16 protein-coding genes are annotated in these 21154 nt (G+C 67.1%); 9 read left to right on the top strand and 7 right to left on the bottom strand.

Going from position 1 to position 21154, the window contains the following annotated elements:
• Window positions 1-41: 41 nt before the first annotated feature.
• From BFF94_RS06335 to BFF94_RS06320, 4 genes are all read right to left on the bottom strand, one after another.
• Complete coding sequence (locus tag BFF94_RS06335) at window positions 42-398, bottom strand: hypothetical protein (RefSeq protein ID WP_219139115.1); 357 nt, start codon at window positions 396-398, stop codon at window positions 42-44.
• The gene (locus BFF94_RS06330) at window positions 361-1713 is read right to left on the bottom strand and encodes an MFS transporter (RefSeq protein WP_219139114.1); all 1353 of its coding nucleotides are present in this window, start codon (window positions 1711-1713) and stop codon (window positions 361-363) included. Before BFF94_RS06330 ends, BFF94_RS06335 begins: the two co-directional genes overlap by 38 nt.
• A gap of 105 nt (window positions 1714-1818) precedes the next feature.
• Entirely contained in the window at window positions 1819-3177 is a 1359-nt protein-coding gene (locus BFF94_RS06325) for an MFS transporter (RefSeq protein WP_128843220.1), read from the bottom strand.
• A gap of 182 nt (window positions 3178-3359) precedes the next feature.
• Entirely contained in the window at window positions 3360-4319 is a 960-nt protein-coding gene (locus tag BFF94_RS06320; protein WP_048245347.1) for an MBL fold metallo-hydrolase, read from the bottom strand.
• Window positions 4320-4496: 177 nt separating this feature from the next.
• Between BFF94_RS06320 and BFF94_RS06315 the strand changes: the two genes are divergently transcribed.
• Window positions 4497-6143, top strand: coding sequence for an IclR family transcriptional regulator (locus BFF94_RS06315; protein ID WP_219139113.1), 1647 nt, complete (start codon window positions 4497-4499; stop codon window positions 6141-6143).
• Window positions 6144-6622: 479 nt separating this feature from the next.
• On the opposite strand, the gene BFF94_RS06310 is transcribed toward BFF94_RS06315, so the two are convergent.
• Together BFF94_RS06310 and BFF94_RS06305 are read right to left on the bottom strand one after the other, a co-directional pair.
• Window positions 6623-9493, bottom strand: coding sequence for an alkaline phosphatase family protein (locus BFF94_RS06310; protein ID WP_219139112.1), 2871 nt, complete (start codon window positions 9491-9493; stop codon window positions 6623-6625).
• Between the two features lie 275 nt (window positions 9494-9768).
• Window positions 9769-10251: an Lrp/AsnC family transcriptional regulator gene (locus tag BFF94_RS06305; protein WP_128842013.1), complete on the bottom strand. Its 483-nt coding sequence runs from the start codon at window positions 10249-10251 to the stop codon at window positions 9769-9771.
• A 287-nt stretch (window positions 10252-10538) separates the two neighbouring features.
• Between BFF94_RS06305 and BFF94_RS06300 the strand changes: the two genes are divergently transcribed.
• The 5 genes from BFF94_RS06300 (at window position 10539) to BFF94_RS06280 (ending at window position 13733) form a co-directional block, all read left to right on the top strand.
• The gene (locus BFF94_RS06300) at window positions 10539-11183 is read left to right on the top strand and encodes a LysE family translocator (RefSeq protein ID WP_219139111.1); all 645 of its coding nucleotides are present in this window, start codon (window positions 10539-10541) and stop codon (window positions 11181-11183) included.
• A gap of 121 nt (window positions 11184-11304) precedes the next feature.
• The gene (gene kch / locus BFF94_RS06295; RefSeq protein WP_128842012.1) at window positions 11305-12480 is read left to right on the top strand and encodes a voltage-gated potassium channel protein; all 1176 of its coding nucleotides are present in this window, start codon (window positions 11305-11307) and stop codon (window positions 12478-12480) included.
• A gap of 69 nt (window positions 12481-12549) precedes the next feature.
• A complete protein-coding gene (locus BFF94_RS06290; RefSeq protein ID WP_128842011.1) occupies window positions 12550-12981 on the top strand; it encodes a YqaA family protein in 432 nt (143 codons plus the stop codon).
• A gap of 97 nt (window positions 12982-13078) precedes the next feature.
• The gene (locus BFF94_RS06285; RefSeq protein ID WP_128842010.1) at window positions 13079-13405 is read left to right on the top strand and encodes a type II toxin-antitoxin system RelE/ParE family toxin; all 327 of its coding nucleotides are present in this window, start codon (window positions 13079-13081) and stop codon (window positions 13403-13405) included.
• A 46-nt stretch (window positions 13406-13451) separates the two neighbouring features.
• Window positions 13452-13733 (top strand): helix-turn-helix domain-containing protein, encoded by a 282-nt coding sequence (locus tag BFF94_RS06280; RefSeq protein WP_246637240.1) that lies wholly within the window; start codon window positions 13452-13454, stop codon window positions 13731-13733.
• Between the two features lie 125 nt (window positions 13734-13858).
• On the opposite strand, the gene BFF94_RS06275 is transcribed toward BFF94_RS06280, so the two are convergent.
• Entirely contained in the window at window positions 13859-15511 is a 1653-nt protein-coding gene (locus BFF94_RS06275; protein WP_128842008.1) for an acyl-CoA synthetase, read from the bottom strand.
• 168 nt (window positions 15512-15679) lie between these two features.
• Between BFF94_RS06275 and BFF94_RS06270 the strand changes: the two genes are divergently transcribed.
• The 3 genes from BFF94_RS06270 to BFF94_RS06260 all read left to right on the top strand — a co-directional run bounded on the left by BFF94_RS06270 (window position 15680) and on the right by BFF94_RS06260 (window position 21154).
• Window positions 15680-16435, top strand: a complete 756-nt coding sequence (locus tag BFF94_RS06270; RefSeq protein ID WP_219139110.1) for a Crp/Fnr family transcriptional regulator — start codon at window positions 15680-15682, stop codon at window positions 16433-16435.
• 187 nt (window positions 16436-16622) lie between these two features.
• Window positions 16623-19871, top strand: a complete 3249-nt coding sequence (locus BFF94_RS06265) for an efflux RND transporter permease subunit (protein ID WP_219139109.1) — start codon at window positions 16623-16625, stop codon at window positions 19869-19871.
• Window positions 19872-19921: 50 nt separating this feature from the next.
• A complete protein-coding gene (locus tag BFF94_RS06260; protein WP_128842007.1) occupies window positions 19922-21154 on the top strand; it encodes an efflux RND transporter periplasmic adaptor subunit in 1233 nt (410 codons plus the stop codon).

Here is a 21154-nt window from a genome sequence, read left to right as displayed (position 1 = left end):
GCGCAACAGTAAGCTCTGCGATTGCAGTTTCCCGAGCAACATCATGCGGTCGGCATTCGTCCGATCACGAGAGCAATCGTCCGTTGCGAAATTCGACCATGCGGTTCCGTATGTTCATCACCGAGACCGGTGACGCGCCGGCCTCCGCACGCGGTTCGGCCGACCGTCAGCCGGTGCTCCCGCCGCCGCCGGAACTGGAGACCGTCTGCCGCGTCGCGCGTGCGCATTTCGGCGCGGCCGGCGCGTTCGTTGCGCGCGCCGAAGCCGGCGCGCAATGCGTATCGGGGGTAATCGTGGCGCCCGCCTCCGCCGGGAACAGAACGACAGCAACGCGCCGCCGCCCGCTCGCCGGCCTCGTCATCAATGCGGCGCTTCGGTTCGCGCGCCTGCGTCGCCACGCGGCACACCGAGCAGCATCGCAACCGCGCACGCGGCCAGCAACGCCGCGATCATCAGCATCGCCGGGTCCATGCTGCCGGTTCGCATGCGGATCAGCCCGACGAGCCACGGCGTGATCATCCCGCTCGACACGCCGATGCTGCTGATCAGCGCGATCCCGCCCGCCGCGCCGGCGCCCGAGAAATAGGCGGACGGCACGGCCCAGAACACCGGATGCGCGGCGAAGATCAGCATCGCCGCGACCGACAGCAGCGCCATCATCGCGACGATGCTCGGCAGGTGCAGCGTCAGCAGCGCAAGCGCCACCGCGCCGCCGAACGCGCAGGCGGCGAAGTGCCGGCGCCGTTCACGCTTGCGGTCCGAGTGCCGTGCGATCGCGATCAGGCCGGCCGCGCCGATCGCGTTCGGCACGACCGACAGCAGGCTGATCTGCACGACGTCGTGAATGCCGAATTCGCGAATCATCAGCGGCATCCAGAACAGCAGCATCAGCAGCGCGGTGGTCAGCGAGAAGTAGATGAACGCGAACAGGTACGTGCGCGGTTCGGCCAGCACCTGCCGCAGCGAACGCGGCGCATGCGCGGACGCACCCGCGCGGTCGGCGGCCAGGTCGGCCGCGAGCCGCTGCCGGTCGGCGTCCGACAGCCAGCGCGCGTGCTCGGGACGATCGCACAGCCAGAACCACGCGATCACGCCGAGCAGGATCGCGGGCGCGCCCTCGATCGCGAACATCCATTGCCAGCCGTGCAGCCCGAGCACGCCCGACATCCCGCGCATGAGCCAGCCCGACAACAGCCCGCCGACCATCCCTGCCACCGCGACGCCCGCGTAGAAAATCGACAGCACCGACGCGCGCCGCCGCGCCGGATACCAGTACGTCAGGTAGAACACCACGCCCGGGAAGAATCCGGCCTCGAACAGCCCGAGCAGGAAGCGCAGCACGTAGAAATGCTTCGCGCTGTCGACGGTGATCATCGCGACCGACACGGCGCCCCACAGAAACATGATCCGCGCGAACGTGCGGCGCGCGCCGAAGCGGCGCAGCAACGCGTTGCTCGGCACCTCGAACAACACGTAGCCCACGAAGAACAGCACCGCGCCGAGGCTGTACATCGCGTCGGTCAGGCCGAGATCCTGCCGCATCTGCAACTGCGCGAAGCCGATGTTGCTGCGGTCAAGGATCGACACGATGTAGCAGATGAACAGGAACGGCACGATCCGCGCGCCGATGCGGCGATACAGCGCGTCGTCGTCCGCTGAACCGGCGCCGGGCGCAACCGCACGCGCGGCGTCCGCTTGGAAAGGGGCTGACATCGATCGTCTCCTCGATGGATTCGGATTCGGATTCGGATTCGGATGCGGGACGGACACGAAGCGCCGGTCGCCGCCGCCCGCGGGCCACGACCGGCCGTTGCTCGCTCAGCCGCGCGGCGCGGCTTCGCCCTTCACGCCGAGCATCAGCGCGGCGCCGCTGGCCACCAGCAGCGCGGCCAGCAGGTACACGGCGAGATCCATGCTGCCGGTGCGCGTGCGGATCATCCCGATCACCCACGGGCTGACGATGCCGCTCGTGATCCCGATGCTGCTGATCAGCGCGATCCCGGCGGCGGCCGCGTTGCCCGACAGGTAGCGGGTCGGCACGGCCCAGAAGATCGGCAGCGCGGCGAAGATCAGCGTCGCCGCGATCGACAGGCACGCGAGCATCGCGGCGAAGCTGTGCAGGTGCAGCGTCAGCGCCGCGAGCGCGAGCCCGCCGCCGATCGTGCAGCACGCGAAGTGCTTGCGGCGCTCGCCGGTGCGGTCCGAGCGGCGCGCGATCAGGACCAGCCCCACCGCGCCGACCGCGTTCGGCACGACCGTGTAGAGGCTCACGGCCACGACGTCGGTCACGCCGAAGTCGCGGATCATCAGCGGCATCCAGAAATTGAGTGTCAACGACGCGCAGGTCAGCGAGAAATAGATGAACGCGAACAGGTACACGCGCGGGTTCGCAAGCGCGGCCAGGACGCTGCGCCCGTCGTGTGCGCTGCCGTGCCCGCGACCGTCCGCGCACAGCGCGGCGACGCGCGCCTTTTCGTCGGGCGTGAGCCACGCGGCGTCCTGCGGCCGGTCGACCAGGTACGTGAACGCGAAGAACGCGAGCAGGATCGCCGGCGCCCCTTCGATCGCGAACATCCATTGCCAGCCGTGCAGCCCGAGCACGCCGCTCATGTCGCGCATGATCCAGCCCGACATCAGGCCGCCGAGCACACCGGCCACCGCGACGCCCGCGAAGAACACCGAGATCGCCGCCGCGCGCCGGTTCGCCGGGAACCAGTAGGTCAGGTACAGCACGATGCCGGGAAAGAAGCCGGCTTCGAACACGCCGAGCAGGAAGCGCAGCACGTAGAAATGCGACGGCTGCGACACGAACATCATTCCGGTCGACGCGATGCCCCACAGCAGCATGATCCGCGTGAAGGTGCGGCGCGCGCCGAACCGCGCGAGCAGCAGGTTGCTCGGCACTTCACAGAACACGTAGCCGACGTAGAAAACCGCGGCGCCGAGGCCGTACATCGCATCGCTGAAGCCGAGATCGTGCTTCATCTGCAGTTGCGCGAAGCCGATGTTGATGCGGTCGAGGAACGACACGACGTAGCAGAGGAACAGGAACGGGACGATCCGCCACGCGATCTTGCGGAACAGCAGCGCGTCGCTGAATTCGGATTCGGATGCGGAAGTCGGCGCCGAAGCGCTCGCGTGCGCGAGCGTCGCTTCGACGGGAAGCGATTGGGGCATGTCTCTCTCCAAACGGGCCGCGCGATTCGAGCGCGCGGCAGTCTCCGAGGGCGTGCATGCGCCCTGCTTTCTTGTGAGACCGGATACGGCTGCCGGCACCGCGGCGCAATGCCGCAGCGGATGCCGCAACCGTCAGGGAAACGGCGACGCGTTCATGTGAACGCCCCGCCGCCGCGCGCCGCTTAGTCCTGCAGCGCGGCCCACATGTCCTTGTCGCGCTGCGCGGTCCAGATGCGAGGATGCGTAATGCCGCTCGCCTCGTCGAACGCACGCGATACGTCGAACGGCAAGCAGTGCTCGTAGATGAACACGTGGCCGAACTTCGGATCCATCGCTTCGCGCGTAAGCGCCATCGACGCCTTCAGGTCGAGATTGCGCTCGACGGCCTTGCGGCCCTGCGCGAGCAGCGTCGTGACGAAATCCTTCGTGTAGTCGAGGCCCTTGTCGACCTCGGCCGGATTCAGCAGCGCGGGGCCGCGGCCCGGCACGAGCTTCTCGGCGCCGAGCGCGCGCAGCGCCTCGAGCGTGGCCGGCCACTGTTCGAGCTGTGCGTCGCCGCAGTAGCACGCGGCGTCGTATTCGACGAGGTCGCCCGAGAACAGCACCTTCTGCGACGGCAGCCAGACGATCGTGTCGCCCTTCGTGTGGCCCGACCCGACATGCATGATCTTCACTTCGAGCTTGCCGAGGAACAGCGTGATCTCGCGCTCGAACACGAGCGTCGGCCAGGTCAGGCCGGGCACCGTCTCGACGCCGGCGAACAGGCGCGGGAAACGTTCGATCTCCGACTTCATGTCGGCCTCGCCGCGCTCGACGATCATCTCGTACGTGCCGCGGCTCGCGATCACGTGCTGCGCGCCTTCGTCGAAATACGCTGACGCGCCGAGCACGCGCACCGCGTGGTAGTGCGACAGCACGACGTGCTTGATCGGCTTGTCGGTCACGCTGCGGATCTTCGCGATCAGGTCCTGCGCCATCGCGGGCGTCGCGGTCGTGTCGACGATCAGCACACTGTCGTCGCCGATGATCACGCCCGAGTTCGGGTCGCCTTCGGCGGTATACGCATACGCGTTCTCGGACAGCTTCGTCCAGGTGACTTTCTTCTCTTCCAGATCGGCTTGGGAGGCGAATGCTTTGGCCATGTTGCGTTCCGTGGCTGCGAGCCATGTGTTGAGGGGAGTGAGCGGATCATCTTCCCGCATCGATAATTTGTCAATGACAAAGTCGCTTGCTATTGTCTAATACGGGTAAACCTGCGGGCTGGCGCGCTAAATGGCGTCGGATACCATGCGGGGTTTCGTCAACGGAAGAATCATCGCGTGCAGAACCACGAAGTCAGCGCAGACGATGCGCCGCCCAAGACGCAGCGCGGGATCCAGAGTGTCGAGGTCGGCGGCCGGCTGCTCGACGCGCTCGCGCGCCGGCGCAAGCCGCTCGGCCTGTCTGAGCTGGCCGCGGCGGCCGACCTGTCGACCGCGCAGGCGCACACCTATCTCGTCAGCCTGACGCGGCTCGCGCTCGTGAAGCGCGATGCGATCACCGGCAACTACGAGCCGGGCCCGTTGTCGCTGCGGCTCGGGCTGATGTCGATCGAGCGTCAGCCGGCCTACCGCGCGGCGCTGCCGCACGCGGTGCGGCTCGCGGAAACGGTGGGCCTGAGCGTCGCGGTGTCGGTGCCCGGCGCGCTCGGCCCGACGATCGTGCGCATCGAGCACGGCGGTTATCCGCTGCACGTGAACCTGCACGTCGGTTCGGTGATGTCGCTCGACACGACGGCGACCGGACGCGTATTCCGCGCGTTCGGCGATCCCGCGCAACTCGATGCGATGGCGGCCAGCCAGGCCGGCGCGGGCGATACGCTCGCGGGCGCCGAGCAGCCCGCGCCGGACGCCGGCGTACCGCAGGCCGAACTCGGCGCGATCCGCGCACGCGGCATCGAGCGCGGCGTCGACCTGCCGAGCCCCGGCGTCAGCGCGATGTGCGTGCCGGTGTTCGACGCGGCTGGAACACTGCAGCTCGCGCTGACGGTGATCGGTTCGACCGGCTCGATCGACGTCGGCTGGGAAGGCCCGATCGCGGCGGCGCTGCGCGACGCGGCACGACAGGCCACCGCGTCGCTCGGTGCGGCGCACGCCGCTCCGCCGCCCGCGCCCTTCGCGGCCCCGGCCACCCCGTGCGTGCCGCCCGCGCTGGCCGACGACGCGAAGGCGCAGCGCGGGATCAATGCGCTCGACAGCACCGGCGAGCTGCTGCTCGCGCTGGTGTCGGCGGGCCGCGCGCTGCCGCTGCGCGATCTCGCGGCGGCGGCCGGCATGCCGGCCGCGAAGGCCTTTCCGCATCTCGTCAGCCTGCAGAAGATCGGCCTGCTGAGCCGCGACGACGCCGGCTGCTTCGACGGCGGCCCGCTCGGGCAGGCGCTCGGCCTGATCGCGATGCAGCGCGTGTCGCCGACGCGCGACGCGGAAGCCGAGATCGTCGCGCTGGCCGGCGCGACCGACATGAGCGTGGCGGCCGCGACGCTCGGGCCGCTCGGCCCGACCGTGATCCGCCTCGAAGAATCGGCGCGACCGCAGCACGTGAGCCTGCAGGTCGGCACCGTGATGTCGCTCGTCAATACGGCGATCGGCCGGATTTTCGCGGCCGGCATGTCGGACGACGTGCTGGCCGACCTGCTCGCCAACGAGCCCGTGCGCCTCGCAGGCGCCGCCGCGCAGGCCGACGACGCATTCCGCGCGCGGCTCGCGGCGATCCGTGCGGACGCGCTCGATTTCGCGTTCGACGCGCCGGTGCCGGGCATCGGGACGGTCGCCGCGCCCGTGTTCGATCACACCGGCAGCATCCGGCTCGTGATCGCGATCATCGGCTCGTCGCGCGGCTTCCCGCGCGGGCCCGACAGCGACCTCGCGCAAACGCTGCTCGCCGCGACGCGGCGGCTGTCGTGGCGGTTCGGGTGGATCGGCCGGTAATCGCGCCCTTTTTCCCCGACGCTCGAATTCCCCTCTCATTCTCCACGTGAGGCCGTGCCGGCACGGCCTCGCCGCGCCTGGCCGTCACGCAAAGGGAGCCGATATCCATGTTGCGCGGCAGCAACATGAAATGTCAGTAATTCTCATATAACGAAATCGAATTTCACAAGGCGGTGACGTTTCGCTATGATTAGGGTTATCCCTAACTCGCCACCTATATGGGGCTTCGTCATGCAAACGTCTAATGTCTCCGATCGTTCCACCCAATCCGCTGGCTGGCTCGCACGTGTTGGCGAGCTGCTTGCAGAAGCTTGGGCACTCCACCTCGAGAACTGCGCAGTCATCGCCGAAGCACACGCGCGCCTGCCGCGCTGAACGGAACGACCGGGGCAGGACGGGTTTGAAACGAATGACGGTTCGTCGAGACGACCGTCATTCGTGACCCGGCTGCTTTCCGCCACGGCCTGCGCCGGGGAGCGTCAGCCCTTCACCGCATGCCTCGCGGTCGTCGGCCGCGCGTCGTCATCGTCGTCGTGCCGCCGCGTCGCCTGCTGCGTGTCGCCCGGCCGCACCGGGTACGCCTTCGCCCCCATCAGCCCCTTCCACAGCACCTTGTTGTACGCGACCGCATCGAGCCGGTCCTCGACCGAGAAGTCCATCCCACGCGTGACCGCTGCCCAGTAGCGCATCCCGTGCGTCGGCTTCAGCGCCGCCGTCCGGATGTCTCCCGCCGGGATCGGCAACTGCGTGTTTGCGAGCAGCCCCGACGCGACCGCCTTGTACGTCCACTTCGTCTGACTCAGGTCGAACGCATCGGTCATCGGCCCTTGCGTCGCGTCGAACAGCCCGAGGTGATCGAGATTCAGCACCTCCGTGATCGTGCGGATCATGTTGACCGTCGTGTAATGCGTACTGACCACCGCGTTCTGCTTCACGTACGGCCCGATCACAAATGCCGTGCTGCGATGTGCGTCGACGTGGTCCGGTCCGTCTTGCGCATCGTCTTCGACGACGAAGATCAGCGTGTCCGACGCATACGGGCTGTTCGCCAGCGCCTGCGCGACGCGGCCGACCGCATAGTCGTTGTCGGCCATGTCGAGCTCCGGCGTGTTGACGCCGTCCAGCGACGACGCAAAGCTGCCGGTATGGTCATGCGGCAGGCGCAACAGCGTCAGCGCGGGCAGCTGGCCGTTGCCGACGAACTGGTTGAATTCGCGCTCCCACTCCAGTTCGCGGTACAGGTCCGGATACGCGTTGTCGTAACCGCGGAAATACGGATCCGTACGATCGACGAGCGCGGGCGTCACGCTATACCCCTGCACCTTGTTGTCGGCGAACGGCGTGCGATCCATCGGAATCGCGTTCGGGCCGCCGTTGCGCGAGATATCCATGAAGAAGCCGTAGTTGCGCACCGTCAGGCCCGCGCGCAACGCGGCGTTCCAGATATAGCCCTGCTGTACGGCGTCGGACGGGCCGTCCGGCGCCGACACGTCTGCCGTACCGGGCAGCAGGTCAGGATCGGCCGGCGTGAGCGGGTTCGCCGTCGTGCGTTGCGCGCCGGTCAGGCCCACGTCGACGTTTCGATTCTGGCCTTCCCAGTCGTAAGAGCCGCCGCGCGAGCCGCTGCGTGCCGGGCTGCTGGCATAGTTGACGGGCAGCATCTTCGCGCCGGCGTCGGATTCGCGTGCGCCGGTCGACCACGGCCAGCCGTTGCCGCTCACGTCGCCGGAATCGTGGAAATTGTCGAGCGTGACGAACGTCTTCGCGAGCGCGTGCATGCTCGGCGTCGTCGCGTCCGGGAACTCGGCCAGCGACGGATCGCCGTTCCCGCGGCCCAGATCGCCGAGGATCTGGTCATACGTGCGGTTCTCCTTGACGATATAGATCACGTGCTTGATCTTCTGCCGCAGCGCGTTCATCGTCGCGACGTCGGCGGTGGAGAGCGCGGCATTGAAGCTGTTGTTGTCGGCGACCTGCTTCGTCAGCAGATCGAGCGTCGCGCTGTCCGGCGCGGGCATCCACATGAATCCGCCCTTGCTCAACTGCTCGATGTACTGGTTCTGCACCAGGTGCACGGGCGAGTTCTTGACCGGGCACGGCACGGTCCGGCCGCTGTCCTTGCAGTTGCCTGGATTCGGCCCCGGCATGTTCTTCGTGTAGACCATGTAGAGCGCATTGTTCGCGCCGACCGCGACATCGGACGGATACCATCCGGTCGGAATCAGTCCGGTCACTTTCGCCGTATCGCCGGACAGCGATACGACCGCGACGTCGTTGGTGCCGCGATTGGTCACGTACAGTGCGGTTTCGTCCGGCGACAGCGCGAGGCCGTTGGGCGACGCGCCGCGATACTGCATTTCCGTGACGAGCCCCGCGGGCGCAACCGTCGACACGCTCGACACCACCTTGTTCGATGTCGTATCAATCACCGACACGATGTCGGCGTTGTCTGACGCGACGTAGAGGCGAGTCTGCGCCCGGTTCAGCACCATCTTGTTCGGGTTGCCCTTGACCGGAATACGCGCGACGATCTGCGGCGCACCGGTCGAGATATCGACGACGACGATCTCCCGATCACGTTCGCTCGACACGTAGGCCGTCTTGTTGCCGACGACGCGAACCGCGTTCGGATATTCGCCGCCCGGCGTGCCCGACGCACCGCCGCTCTTGCCCGGGCGGAGATCGCGTTCGGCGAGCACGGCGCCCGCGGCGAGATCGACCAGTGTGACGCTGTCGTGATAGCGGTTCGCGACGACCGCGCGCTTGCCGTCCGCCGTCACGTCGACGCCGGTCGCGAGCGGCGAGCTGCCGAGGCCGTTGCCGCCCTTGTGATTCAGCGCGATCGGCGCGCCGGCTTCGCCCCATGCGCCCTGCGACAACGCGAACACATGCAGGTTGTCGTCGCCGCCGCCGGTCACGTAGAAATGCTGGCCATCCGGCGCGAACGCGATACCGACGTAGGTATCGGGCACCGGCAGCACCTGCTTCTTCACCGGCGTGCCGCCCGATACGTCGAACACGAACACATACTCGTTCGAATCGGCATTGATCAGCTTGCCGCCCGCGTCCAGCCTGTTGTTGTAGCCGCTCGTCAGCACCAGCAACGTCTTGCGGTCCGGGCTGAGCGCCTCCGATACCGGCTGGCCGGCAATCAGGTCCGGCAGGTCCCGCAGCCCCGGATTCAGCGCGACGAGCGTCGTGCCAGGCGCGGCCGACGGCGTGATGCGCTGTCCGGTCGACAGCAGCGTCGACGTCGTGTCGCCGAGCGTCGCGGTCGTGTTCACGGAATCGCTGTTGCATGCGGTCAACGTCGCGGCAACCACTCCGGCAAGGACGAGAATCTTGTACACGGGCATGCTCCTGTTCGTCGAATGAGAACGCTTTCACCGCCCGGCCGTAATGGACAGTAATAATTCCTGACGAACAGCAGGATATTGACCGTGAATGAATCACCGGTGACGTCAACCTGTCGAAGGCATTTCGATTACTTTCGTTTCACCTTCAATTACGGCTCGACGCGAACGCCGACCGGCACGCATTGCGCGTTGGCGATGGGCGCGCACGCCGATCGCGGGCGATGGACAACCACGCAGTGCTGCGTGCGCAGCGACCCGCGCCCGAACGTTCACACCTGGATCGAAGGCACATCCTTCATGCAGCGCAGCGCGAACATCGAGCGGCTGTGACGGATGCTCGAAATCCTGTACAGCTTTTCGCGCAGGAAACGCTCGTAGCCGGCCGTGCCATCCACCGCGACCTTGATCCAGTAGTCGTACTCGCCCGACACCAGATACGCCTCGAGCACTTCCGGCAACGCCGCCAGTTCCGAGCCGAAACGCGCGAGCGCGTCGTCTTCGTGGCGATCGAGCGTGACTTCGAGGATCACGATGTCCGCGTAGCCGAGCATGCGCTGGTTGACCAGCGCGACATAGCCGTCGATGTAACCGTCCAGTTCGAGCTGCCGCGTGCGGTTCCAGCACGCGGTGGTCGACATGCCGATCTGTTCGGCCAGTTCGGCGTTCGACAGACGCGCATTTTTCTGCAGTGCACCGAGGATCTTGCGGTCCTGATTGTCGAGCGTTTTCGGCGAGCGTTCGCGGGTAGCCATGATAAGAAGAATCTTCTACTGAAAATCGGCATTATATCTGAACAGGATTCTGGTTTCAGGCCCGTTTTGCTGGAAAACAGGAAGCCTTTTAACCGGCGCGCTTGATACATTTTCACCATGCCTGCTGCCCGGCACGCTCCCCGCGACAACCCCTTCGCACCGGGACGCAAGGCCGCAATCACGAGTTGCGGCGCCGGCCGGCAGGCATGCGATTCCCCGCCGCCCGCACGCCTATCCGACCGCGTGCGGGGCCGGCGCCTATCTCCCCGTTCCTGCAACTTCCCGTCATGTCGTTCAAGCTTTACCTGTCGTTCCTCGCTGCTTCCGTCGTTCTCATCTACGCGCCCGGCCCCGTCAACCTGCTCACGATGAACCAGGCGCTGCGCGCCGGCTGGCGCCGCGCGCTGCCGTGCGTGTGGGGCGGCACGCTCGCCGTGCTGCTGCAACTCGCGCTGACCGCGCTATGCCTGAATTCGCTCGTGCATCTCGACGAGCACGCGCTGACCGTGCTGCGCTGGGCGGGCGCCGCCTACCTCGTGTGGCTCGGCTGCAAGCAATGGCTCAGCCGTGCGCCGGCCGGCGCGCCCGCCACGTCGGCCGGGCTTGCCGACGCCGCTCCGGAAACCGACTCGCACCGCGCGCTGTTCTGGCGCGGCGTCGCGACGTCGGGTCTGAATCCGAAGACGCTGCTGTTCTTTCCGTCGTTCTTTCCGCAATTCATCAGCCCCGGCAACGGCTGGAGCCTGAATCAGCAATACCTGCTGCTCGCCGCGACGTTCGCGCTGCTGTTCGCGGGCGGCGTCGCGTCGATGGCGCTGTTCTCGCACCGGCTGAGCCGCGCGTTGCAGCGGCCGGCGCGGATGCGCGCGATGAACCGCGTGACCGGCGGGCTGCTCGTCGGGATGGGCGCGATCATGGTCGGCTGGAACTGAACGGCCGCGCGCACGCGCTTCGTCGGGGCCATCGTCAGGCCCCTCGAAAAAGCAGCCGATCGCCGAATGCTTTAGGGTAGCGGCTGGTTCGTTGGACATGCCCGGCTCGCCGGGCGACTGAATGAAGCACGTCACTACCCGCTTGCGGCGCCTGTTCGCGCCAGTCGGCCTGCACTGGTATCTCGCCCTCCTCCTCGCGCTCGATGCGCTCATGGTGCTGCGCCCCGTCGTCGAGCATGCGAAGCTCGGCGTGCATCACGCATGGCTCGCCGATGCGCTGAACCTCGTCGACAACGCGGGACTCGTCGTGCTGCCGCAGGTGGTCGTCGCGGCCGGCCTCGCGACGATGGCCATCGGCATCGTGCTGCGCGCCCGCGTCGCGTGGGTGCTGTCGATCCTGCTGCTCGTCGCGGCCGCCGCGATCAGCGTGCTCGGCGGCTATCGCAACCACGCGGTGTTCGTCTATACGGCCGCGCTGGTCGTCGCGCTGCTGTACTACTGGCGGCACTTCGACCGCGCGAGTGTCGCCGCGAGCAGCCTGTTCGCGTTGCTGAGCATCGTGTCGCTGCTGATCTACGCGACCTTCGGCGTGCTGTATCTCGGCGACGAATTCACGCCGCCCGTCCACGATCTCGCCACCGCCGTCTATTTCTCGATCGTGTCGATGTCGACGGTCGGCTACGGCGACATCGTGCCGCACGCGCCGACCGCGCGCCTGTTCACCGCGTCGGTGATCGTGCTCGGCATCACGGTGTTCGCGACGTCGATCAGCGCGGTCGTCGGCCCCGTGATCGGCGGCAATCTGAAACGGATCGTCAAGGGAGGCCTTTCGAACGTGATCCGCAAGCATCATTTCCTGATCGTCGGCGCGACGCCGGTCGCGCATGCGGTGCACGACGGGCTGCGCAAGCGCGGCTACGCGGTGACCGTCGTCGTGCCGGCCGGCGTCGAGCACAACTACGCGGCCGCGACCGACCTGATCGTCGGCGATGCGACCGACCATGCCGTGCTGGAAAATGCCGGTGCGGCAACGGCCCGCGCCGTGCTCGCGCTGCGCTCCGACGACGCCGAAAACGCGTTCATCATCCTCGCGATCCGCGAGATCGCGCCGTCGGTGCGCACGGTCGCGCTCGTGAACCATCAGCGCAACCTCGAACGGCTGCGCCTGCTGAAGCCCGACATGGTGTTCTCGCCGCAGCAGCTTGCAGGCGAACTGCTCGCCAGCACGCTCAACGACGAACCCGTCGACAAGTCGGTGATCTCGCACCTGCTGTTCGGCACGGCCGATGCCGCGTGACATCGTGAGCCTGTGACCATGTGACCGAGCGACCCGGGCCGGCCGGCGTGCGGCCGGTACAATCGCGCGATGTCCGAATTGCTCACTTACGGCGGCCTGTTCGCCGTGTCGATGGTCGCCGCGACCCTGTTGCCGCTCCAGTCCGAAGCCGTGCTCGCCGGCCTGCTGCTCGCCGGGCGCGAACCCGTGTGGGCGCTGGTGCTCGTCGCGAGCATCGGCAACGTCGCCGGCTCCGTGATCAACTGGGCGCTCGGGCGCGGTATCGAGCACTTCCGCGAGCGCCGCTGGTTTCCGGTCAAGCCCGCCGCGCTCGCGCGCGCCGAGCGCTGGTATGCGCGCTACGGCCGCTGGTCGCTGCTGCTGAGCTGGGCGCCGGTGATCGGCGATCCGCTGACGATGATCGCCGGCGTGCTGCGCGAGCCGCTGCCGACCTTTCTCGTCATCGTGACGATCGCGAAAGTCGGCCGCTATCTGGCCGTCGCGTGGCTCGTCGTGCATTGAGGCGCGCGACGTGGCGCCCGCTTTGACACACACAACCCTCCTGCATCACCCCTGCTCATACCTTGCCGAATATTAGCAAATTTGCTAATATTCGCCGATGAATTGGACCGTCACTTACTACAGCGAACGTGTCAAACGCGATGTGTTCGACCTGCCGCCAGGAATTCTCGCCAGTTATCTGAGACTGCTTGAATTGATGGAGTCGTACGGAGCTGACCTTCGCATGCCACACTCGCGAGCAATGGGCGGCGGTCTCTTTGAACTACGCCCCAAGGGCCGCGAAGGTATCGGGCGTGTTTTCTATTGCATGGAGGTCGGTGAGCATATCGTTGTCCTGCACTCCTTCGTCAAGAAAACTCAGGAAACGCCTGACAGCGAATTACGCATCGCCCGTAACCGAATGAAAGAGGTACACAATGGCTAAAGCCGCACGCCCTGCTCGTGAGCGTGAGGACCGGTATGCGCCGGTCATGCACACGAAAGCCGATACGAAACGTCTGCTCGCCGATCCGGTGGTCAAGGCTGCCTATGACGCGCTCGATGAGGAATTCACGGCACTCGACGCACTACTGGCCGCTCGTCGGGATGCCGGCCTCACCCAGGCGCAAGTTGCCGAACGTATGGGGACGACCGCATCAGCCGTGTCGCGCCTGGAAGCATCGCTTTCCAGCGACAAGCATTCACCGTCGTTCTCGACGCTGCGAAAATATGCGGCGGCCTGCGGGAAAAAGCTGGTGATCTCGTTCGCCTGAACGAAACACAGCATCGCGCCTCATTCTCGGCGCGCGTGATGCTGTCCGATTGCGATGCGTAACGGTCGCCAACGCGACAAATCCGACAGCACACGCGACAGCGGCCGAAATGGCCGCGTCACCCGCTACTTCTTGCCGCCCGCCAGGTCGATCGCCTTGTCCGAACCAACCGCGTTGCGCAGCTGGAATTTCTGGATCTTCCCGGTCGACGTCTTCGGCAGCTCGCCGAAGCGCACGGCCTTCGGCACCTTGAAACCCGCCAGCAGTTGCCGGCAGTGCGCGACGATCTCCTCCTCGGTCGCGCTCGCGCCCTCCCGCAGCTCGACGAACGCGCACGGCACCTCGCCCCATTTCGGGTCGGGCATCGCGACGACGGCCGCGACCGCGACGGCCGGATGCCGGTACAGCGCGTCCTCGACCTCGATGCTCGAGATGTTCTCGCCGCCGGAGATGATGATGTCCTTCTTGCGATCCTTGATCCGGATATAGCCGTCCGGCATCAGCACCGCGAGGTCCCCAGTATGGAACCAGCCGCCGTGGAACGCCTCGTCGGTCGCCTTCGGGTTCTTCAGGTAGCCCTTCATGCAGATGTTGCCGCGGAACATGATCTCGCCGAGCGTCTCGCCGTCGGCCGGCACCGGCGCCATCGTGTCGGGATCGAGCACCGTCGCGCCCGCTTCGAGGTGGTAGCGCACACCCTGGCGCGCATTGAGCCGCGCGAGCTCTTCATCGGGCAGTGCTTCCCAGTGCGACTGCTTCGCGCACACGGTCGCCGGGCCATAAACCTCGGTCAGCCCGTACACGTGCAGCAGGTCGAAGCCGATCTCCTTCATCTTCGCGATCACGGCCGGCGCGGGCGCCGCGCCCGCGACCATCGCGTGCACCGTGTGGTCGATGCCTTCGCGGAATTCGGCCGGCGCGTTCGCGATCGCGCTCTGCACGATCGGCGCGCCGCAATAGTGCGTGATGCGTTCGCGGCGAATCAGGTCGAACACGGTCTTCGCGTCGAACTTGCGCAGGCAGACGTTCACGCCCGCGCGCGCCGCGACGGCCCACGGGAAGCACCAGCCGTTGCAGTGGAACATCGGCAGCGTCCACAGATACACCGCGTGCTTCGGCATGTCCCATTCGAGGAGATTGCTGATCGCCGCGAGATACGCGCCGCGATGGTGGTAGACAACGCCCTTCGGGTCGCCGGTCGTGCCGGACGTGTAGTTCAGCGCGATCGCATCCCATTCGTCGGCGGGCGGCGTCCATGCGTAGTCGGCGTCGCCGCCGGCGACGAACGCCTCATAGTCGGTCGCGCCCGCGAAGCACGCGGGATCGGCCGGCATCGCGTCGGCGACGCTGACGATCTTCAGGCCCGGCACCTCGAGCGCCGCGCGATGCGCGAGCTCCGCGTATTCGGTGTCGACGATCAGCACCTTCGCCTCGCCATGACGCAGCATGAACAGCACCGACGGCACGTCGAGCCGCGTGTTGATCGTGTTCAGCACGGCGCCGGCCATCGGCACGCCGAAGTGTGCCTCGACCATCGCCGGGATGTTCGGCAGCATCGCCGCGACCGTGTCGCCGCGGCCGACGCCCGCCTGTGCGAGCGCACTCGCCAGCCGCTTCGCGCGCGCGTAGGTCTCGCCCCAGGTGCGCCGCACGTCGCCGTGCACGATCGCAAGGCGCTCGCCGTAGACTTCGGCCGTCCGGACCAGGAAGTCGATCGGGGTGAGCGGCACGTAATTGGCGTCGCGGCGGCCGAGTCCGGCCTCGAACATCTGCGTCATGATCCTGTCTCCCGTGTTCTGCCGACCGGCGTGCATGCACCGCGGGTCGATTTGATGTGGTTCAATTGCCGACAGCGTAACGGACGTTATTGTGAGCCGTCTGTCATCGAAACGACAGAGTGCGTTTCGAGCGCTGCGCGTTATCCCTATCCTCGCAAACCCGCACCCATGCACGACCACCTCGTTGCGCCGCCCGACGCGGCCGTTCACCCGGCCGACGCGCTTCCCGAACCGGGCCCGCTGCCGGCGCTGTCGACGCTGTTCGGCCAGTGCGCCTGGTTCCGCACGCTCGCGCCCGAGCACCAGGCGCTCGTGCTCGCGCAGTCGCGCGTCGAGCAGTGCGAGGCCGGCGACGTGATCGCGCACCGGCTCGCGCCGTCCGAGTACTGGATCGGCGTGCATCGCGGGCTGCTGAAGCTCGCGATCTTCAACGCGTCGGGGCGCGGCTGCACGTTTTCCGGCGTGCCGTCGGGCGGCTGGTTCGGCGAAGGCAGCGTAATCAAGCGCGAGCTGCGCAAGTACGAGGTCGTCGCGATCCAGCGCTCGACCGTGCTGTTCGTGCCGGTCGACACGTTCCATGCGCTGCTCGACACGAGCCTGCCGTTCACGCGCTTCGTGATCCACCAGTTGAACAACCGGATGGGCGAATTCATCGCATCGATCCAGAACAGCCGGCTGCTCGACGTCGATGCACGCGTCGCGCAGGCGCTCGCGCAGCTCTTCAACCCCGACCTGTATCCGGACACCGGCCCGTCGCTGTCGATCTCGCAGGAGGAACTGGGGATGCTCGTCGGCGTGTCGCGGCAGCGGATCAACCAGGCGCTGCAGCAACTCGAGAAGCGCGGTGCGCTGCGGCTCGCGTACAACCAGATCGAGGTCGTCGATCTGGGTGCGCTTGCGCGCGTCGGGATGGAGCAGATCTGAGCGCGGCCCGATGAGCGAAACCGTCGCCGTCACGACGCATGCATTCCGTCTGCGGAATCGGCCGACAGTCGCCTCGCCCCCAACCTGACGATTCGGCCAGTTTCGCGCCAGTAACCCGTTCCACGCCGACGCCTATCATTCGGGTTCCCTTCATCGACGCCTGATCACCGCCTGTCCCGCTGCCGCCATGTGGATCGTCAATCTCGCGCTCAGGCGCCCCTACACGTTCATCGTCATGGCCATCATGATCGTGCTGGCCACGCCGCTTGCGCTGATGCGCACGCCGGTCGACGTGCTGCCCGCGATCAACATCCCGGTGATCAGCGTGATCTGGAATTACAACGGCTTCTCCGCGACGGAGATGACGAACCGCATCACGTCCGTGCATGAACGGATCCTGACGACGACCGTCAACAACATCCAGCACATCGAGTCGACGTCGCTGCCCGGCATCGCGGTCGTGAAGGTGTTCCTGCAGCCCGGCGCGAACGTGCAGACGGCGATCGCGCAGACGGTATCGTCCGCGCAGGCGATCGTGCGGCAGATGCCGCAGGGGGCAACGCCGCCGCTCGTGATCACCTATTCGGCGTCGAGCATCCCGGTGATCCAGCTCGGGCTGTCGAGCAAGACGCTCAGCGAACAGTCGCTTGCCGACATCGCACTCAACTTCCTGCGCCCGCAACTGATCACGATTCCGGGCGCGCAGATCCCGTTCCCGTACGGCGGCCGCACGCGCGTGGTCGCGATCGATCTCGATCCGCAGGCGCTGCTCGCGAAGGGCCTCACGCCCGCCGACATCGTCAACGCGGTCAACGCGCAGAATCTGGTGCTGCCGACCGGCACCGCGAAGATGGGCCAGACCGAATACCGGATCGACACGAACGCGTCGGCCGATACCGTCGCCGACATCAACAACCTGCCGATCCAGACCGTCAACGGCGCGACGACCTACCTGCGCGAGGTGGCGGCGGTACGCGACGGCTTCGCGCCGCAGACCAACGTCGTACGCCAGAACGGCCAGCGCGGCGTGCTGATCTCGATCCTGAAAACCGGCGACGCGTCGACGCTCAAGGTCGTGTCGGACCTGAAGGCGCTGCTGCCGAAGGTGATCCCGACGCTGCCCGAAGGGCTCACGATCACGCCGCTGTTCGACCAGTCGGTGTTCGTCGACGCGGCCGTGCAGGGCGTGATCCACGAGGCGCTGATCGCCGCCGTGCTGACCGCGATGATGATCCTGCTGTTCCTCGGCAACTGGCGCAGCACGCTGATCATCGCGATCTCGATCCCGCTGTCGATCTTCACGTCGCTGATCGCGCTGTCGGCGCTCGGCGAGACCATCAACATCATGACGCTCGGCGGGCTCGCGCTCGCGGTCGGGATCCTGGTCGACGACGCGACCGTCACGATCGAGAACATCGAGCGGCACCTGCATCTCGGCATGCGCCAGGCCGCCCCAAGCGTGCCGGGCGGCCCCCTCGGGGAGCAGCGACCGAAGGACGCGTCGAGGTCGTCGTTCGGCACGAACCTGCACGAGGCAATCCTCGAAGGCGCCGGCGAGATCGCGGTGCCCGCGTTCGTGTCGACGCTGTGCATCTGCATCGTGTTCGTGCCGATGTTCTTCCTGACGGGCGTCGCGCGCTTCCTGTTCGTCCCGCTCGCGGAAGCCGTCGTGTTCGCGATGCTCGCGTCCTACGTGCTGTCGCGCACGCTGGTGCCGACGCTCGCGATGCTGCTGTTCCGCCCGCAGCAGGCGAGCACGGGCCCCGACCATTCGACGTCGCATTTCGCGCGCCTCCATCACGCGTTCAACGCTGCGTTCGAGCGGCTGCGCGCGTGGTACATCGTGCTGCTGAGCATCCTGCTCGTGCGCCGCCGTTTCTACGCAATGTGCTTCCTCGGCTTCTGCGTGCTGTCGACCGGCCTCGTGTTCGTGCTCGGCCGCGACTTCTTCCCGAACGCCGATTCCGGCAACATCCGGCTGCACATGCGCGCGCCGACCGGCTACCGGATCGAGGAAACCGCACGCCTCGCCGACCAGGTCGAGCGCGTGATCCGCGAAACCGTGCCGCCCGACGAGCTCGGCGCGATCGTCGACAACCTCGGCCTGCCGGTGAGCGGCATCAACCTGTCGTACAGCAATGCCGGCACCATCGGCACGCTCGACGGCGAGCTGCTGATTGCGCTGAAGCCCGGCCACCGCGCGACCCAGCATTACCTGCAGACGCTGCGCAAGCTGTTGCCCGAGCGCTTCCCGGGCGTCGAGTTCTTCTTCCAGCCGTCGGACATCATCACGCAGATCCTCAACTTCGGCCAGCCGGCCGCGATCGACGTGCAGGTGCTCGGCAACGATCTCGCGAGTAACATGGCAATCGCGAGCAGCCTGATGAAAAAGGTCAGGCAAATTCCCGGCGCCGTCGACGTGCATGTGCTGCAACGCAACGACGAGCCGACCCTGCTGGCCGACATGGACCGTACGCGCATGCAGCAGCTCAATCTCTCCGCGCAGAACGTCGCGCAGAACATGCTGATCTCGCTGTCCGGCAGTTCGCAGACTACGCCGTCGTTCTGGATCAACCCGCGTACCGGCGTCCAGTACCCGCTGCAGATCCAGACCCCGCAATACGACATCTCGTCGGTCGACGACCTGCTCGGCACGCCGATCTCGGCCAGCGGCCGCACCGGCATGCCGCTGCAACTGCTCGGCAACCTGGTGCAGATGCGCAGCGTCGCGAGCCCGGCCGTGACCACGCACTACAACATCCGTCCGGCGATCGACCTGTACGTGAGCGTCGAGGGCCGCGACCTCGGCTCGGTCGCGGGCGAGATCGACCGCATCGTGTCCGACGCGCGCGCGACGCTGCCGCGCGGCACCGAGCTGACGATGCGCGGCCAGATCGAAACGATGCGCACGTCGTATATCGGCCTCGGCGCGGGCGTCGCGATGGCGATCGTGCTCGTCTACCTGCTGATCGTCGTCAATTTCCAGTCGTGGCTCGACCCGCTGATCATCATCAGCGCGATGCCGGCCGCGCTCGCCGGCATCGCCTGGATGCTGTTCATCACCGGCACGCACCTGAGCGTGCCCGCGCTGACGGGCGCGATCATGACAGTGGGCGTCGCGACCGCGAACAGCATTCTGGTCGTGTCGTTCGCGCGCCAGCGCCTCGCGGACGGCGCGCCGCCGCTCACGGCCGCGCTGGAGGCCGGCGCGACGCGGATCCGGCCGGTGCTGATGACGGCGCTCGCGATGATCATCGGGATGGTGCCGATGGCGCTCGGCCTCGGCGAAGGCGCCGAGCAGAATGCGCCGCTCGGCCGCGCGGTGATCGGCGGGCTGCTGTTCGCGACCGTATCGACCTTGCTGTTCGTGCCGCTCGTGTTCGGCGGCGTGCATTCGCGGCTGGCCCGCCGGCGCGCGCGCCAGGCCGGACACTGACTTTCGTCCCCTGACTTTCGTCCTACTACCCGGTTGAATCGGTTGAATTCATGGAAGAGAAACATCACAGCTCCGTCGGCATCCAGGTGGACGAACACGGCATGCACCTGCCGACGCGCACGTCGGTGTCGCGGCGCGGACGGGTCGTGCTGATCGTGATCGGCGTGCTGCTGGCCGCGGGCGCCGCGCGCACGATCGTCGTCAACGTGCTGAACCGCAACCGGCTCGACGCTGTCGCCGAGCAGAACACGCGCCAGTACGTGAGCGTCGTGCATCCGGTCGACGCCGCCACCGGCGGCAAGCTGACGCTGCCCGGCACGCTGCGCGGCTTCGTCGAGGCGCCGATCTACGCGCGTGCGAGCGGCTACGTGCTGCGCTGGCAGGCCGACATCGGCGCGCACATGAAGCAGGGCCAACTGCTCGCCGAACTCGACACGCCCGAGCTGAACCAGGAGCTCGCGCAGGCGACCGCGCAGCGCCAGCAGGCGCAGGCGGCGCTCGCGCTCGCGAAGACGTCGTTCGACCGCGCCCAGCAGTTGCGCCAGCGCGATGCCGTCTCGCAGCAGGAGCTCGACGACCGGCAAGGCGCGTTCAACCAGGGCACCGCGAACCTCGCCGCGGCCGATGCGAACATGCGCCGGCTCACCGAACTGAAGGCCTTCCAGCGGATCGTCGCACCGATCGACGGGATCGTCACGCAGCGCAACGTCGACGTCGGCGATCTCGTCAGTTCCGGCAACGCGGGCCGCTCGCTGTTCACGGTCGTGCAGGCCGACCGGCTGCGCCTCTACGTACAGGTACCGCAGGCGTATGCGCAGCAGGTGAAGGTCGGCCAGCACGTGGGCGTCGCGCAGGCCGAGCTGCCGGGCCGGACCTTCGACGGGACCATCACGCGCACGTCCGCGGCCATCGACGTCGCGACGCGCTCGCTGCAGATCGAGATCACGCTGCCGAACCCGGACAGCCGGCTGCTGCCCGGCGCATACGTGCAGGCGACGCTGCCGATGACGCCGGTCGGCCGCCTGCAGGTCCCGGCCAATACGTTGCTGTTCCGCGCCGAAGGCCCGACGGTCGCGACCGTCGACGCGAACGGCCAGGTTCGCCTGAAACCGGTGACGGTCGTGCGCACGATCGGGCAGACCCTCGAAGTCGACGGCCCGCTCACGCCGAACGACCGCCTCGTCGCGAACCCGAGCGATGCGCTCGCGAACGGCGACGTGGTCATCGTGCAAGCGCCGGCAGTCGTGAAACCGGCCTCCGCCGTCGCGGGAGCCAAGTCGTGA

Origin of the sequence: Burkholderia catarinensis, assembly GCF_001883705.2 — a bacterium.
GTDB classification, from domain to species: domain Bacteria; phylum Pseudomonadota; class Gammaproteobacteria; order Burkholderiales; family Burkholderiaceae; genus Burkholderia; species Burkholderia catarinensis.
This window is presented reverse-complemented; position numbering and strand designations above follow the sequence as displayed.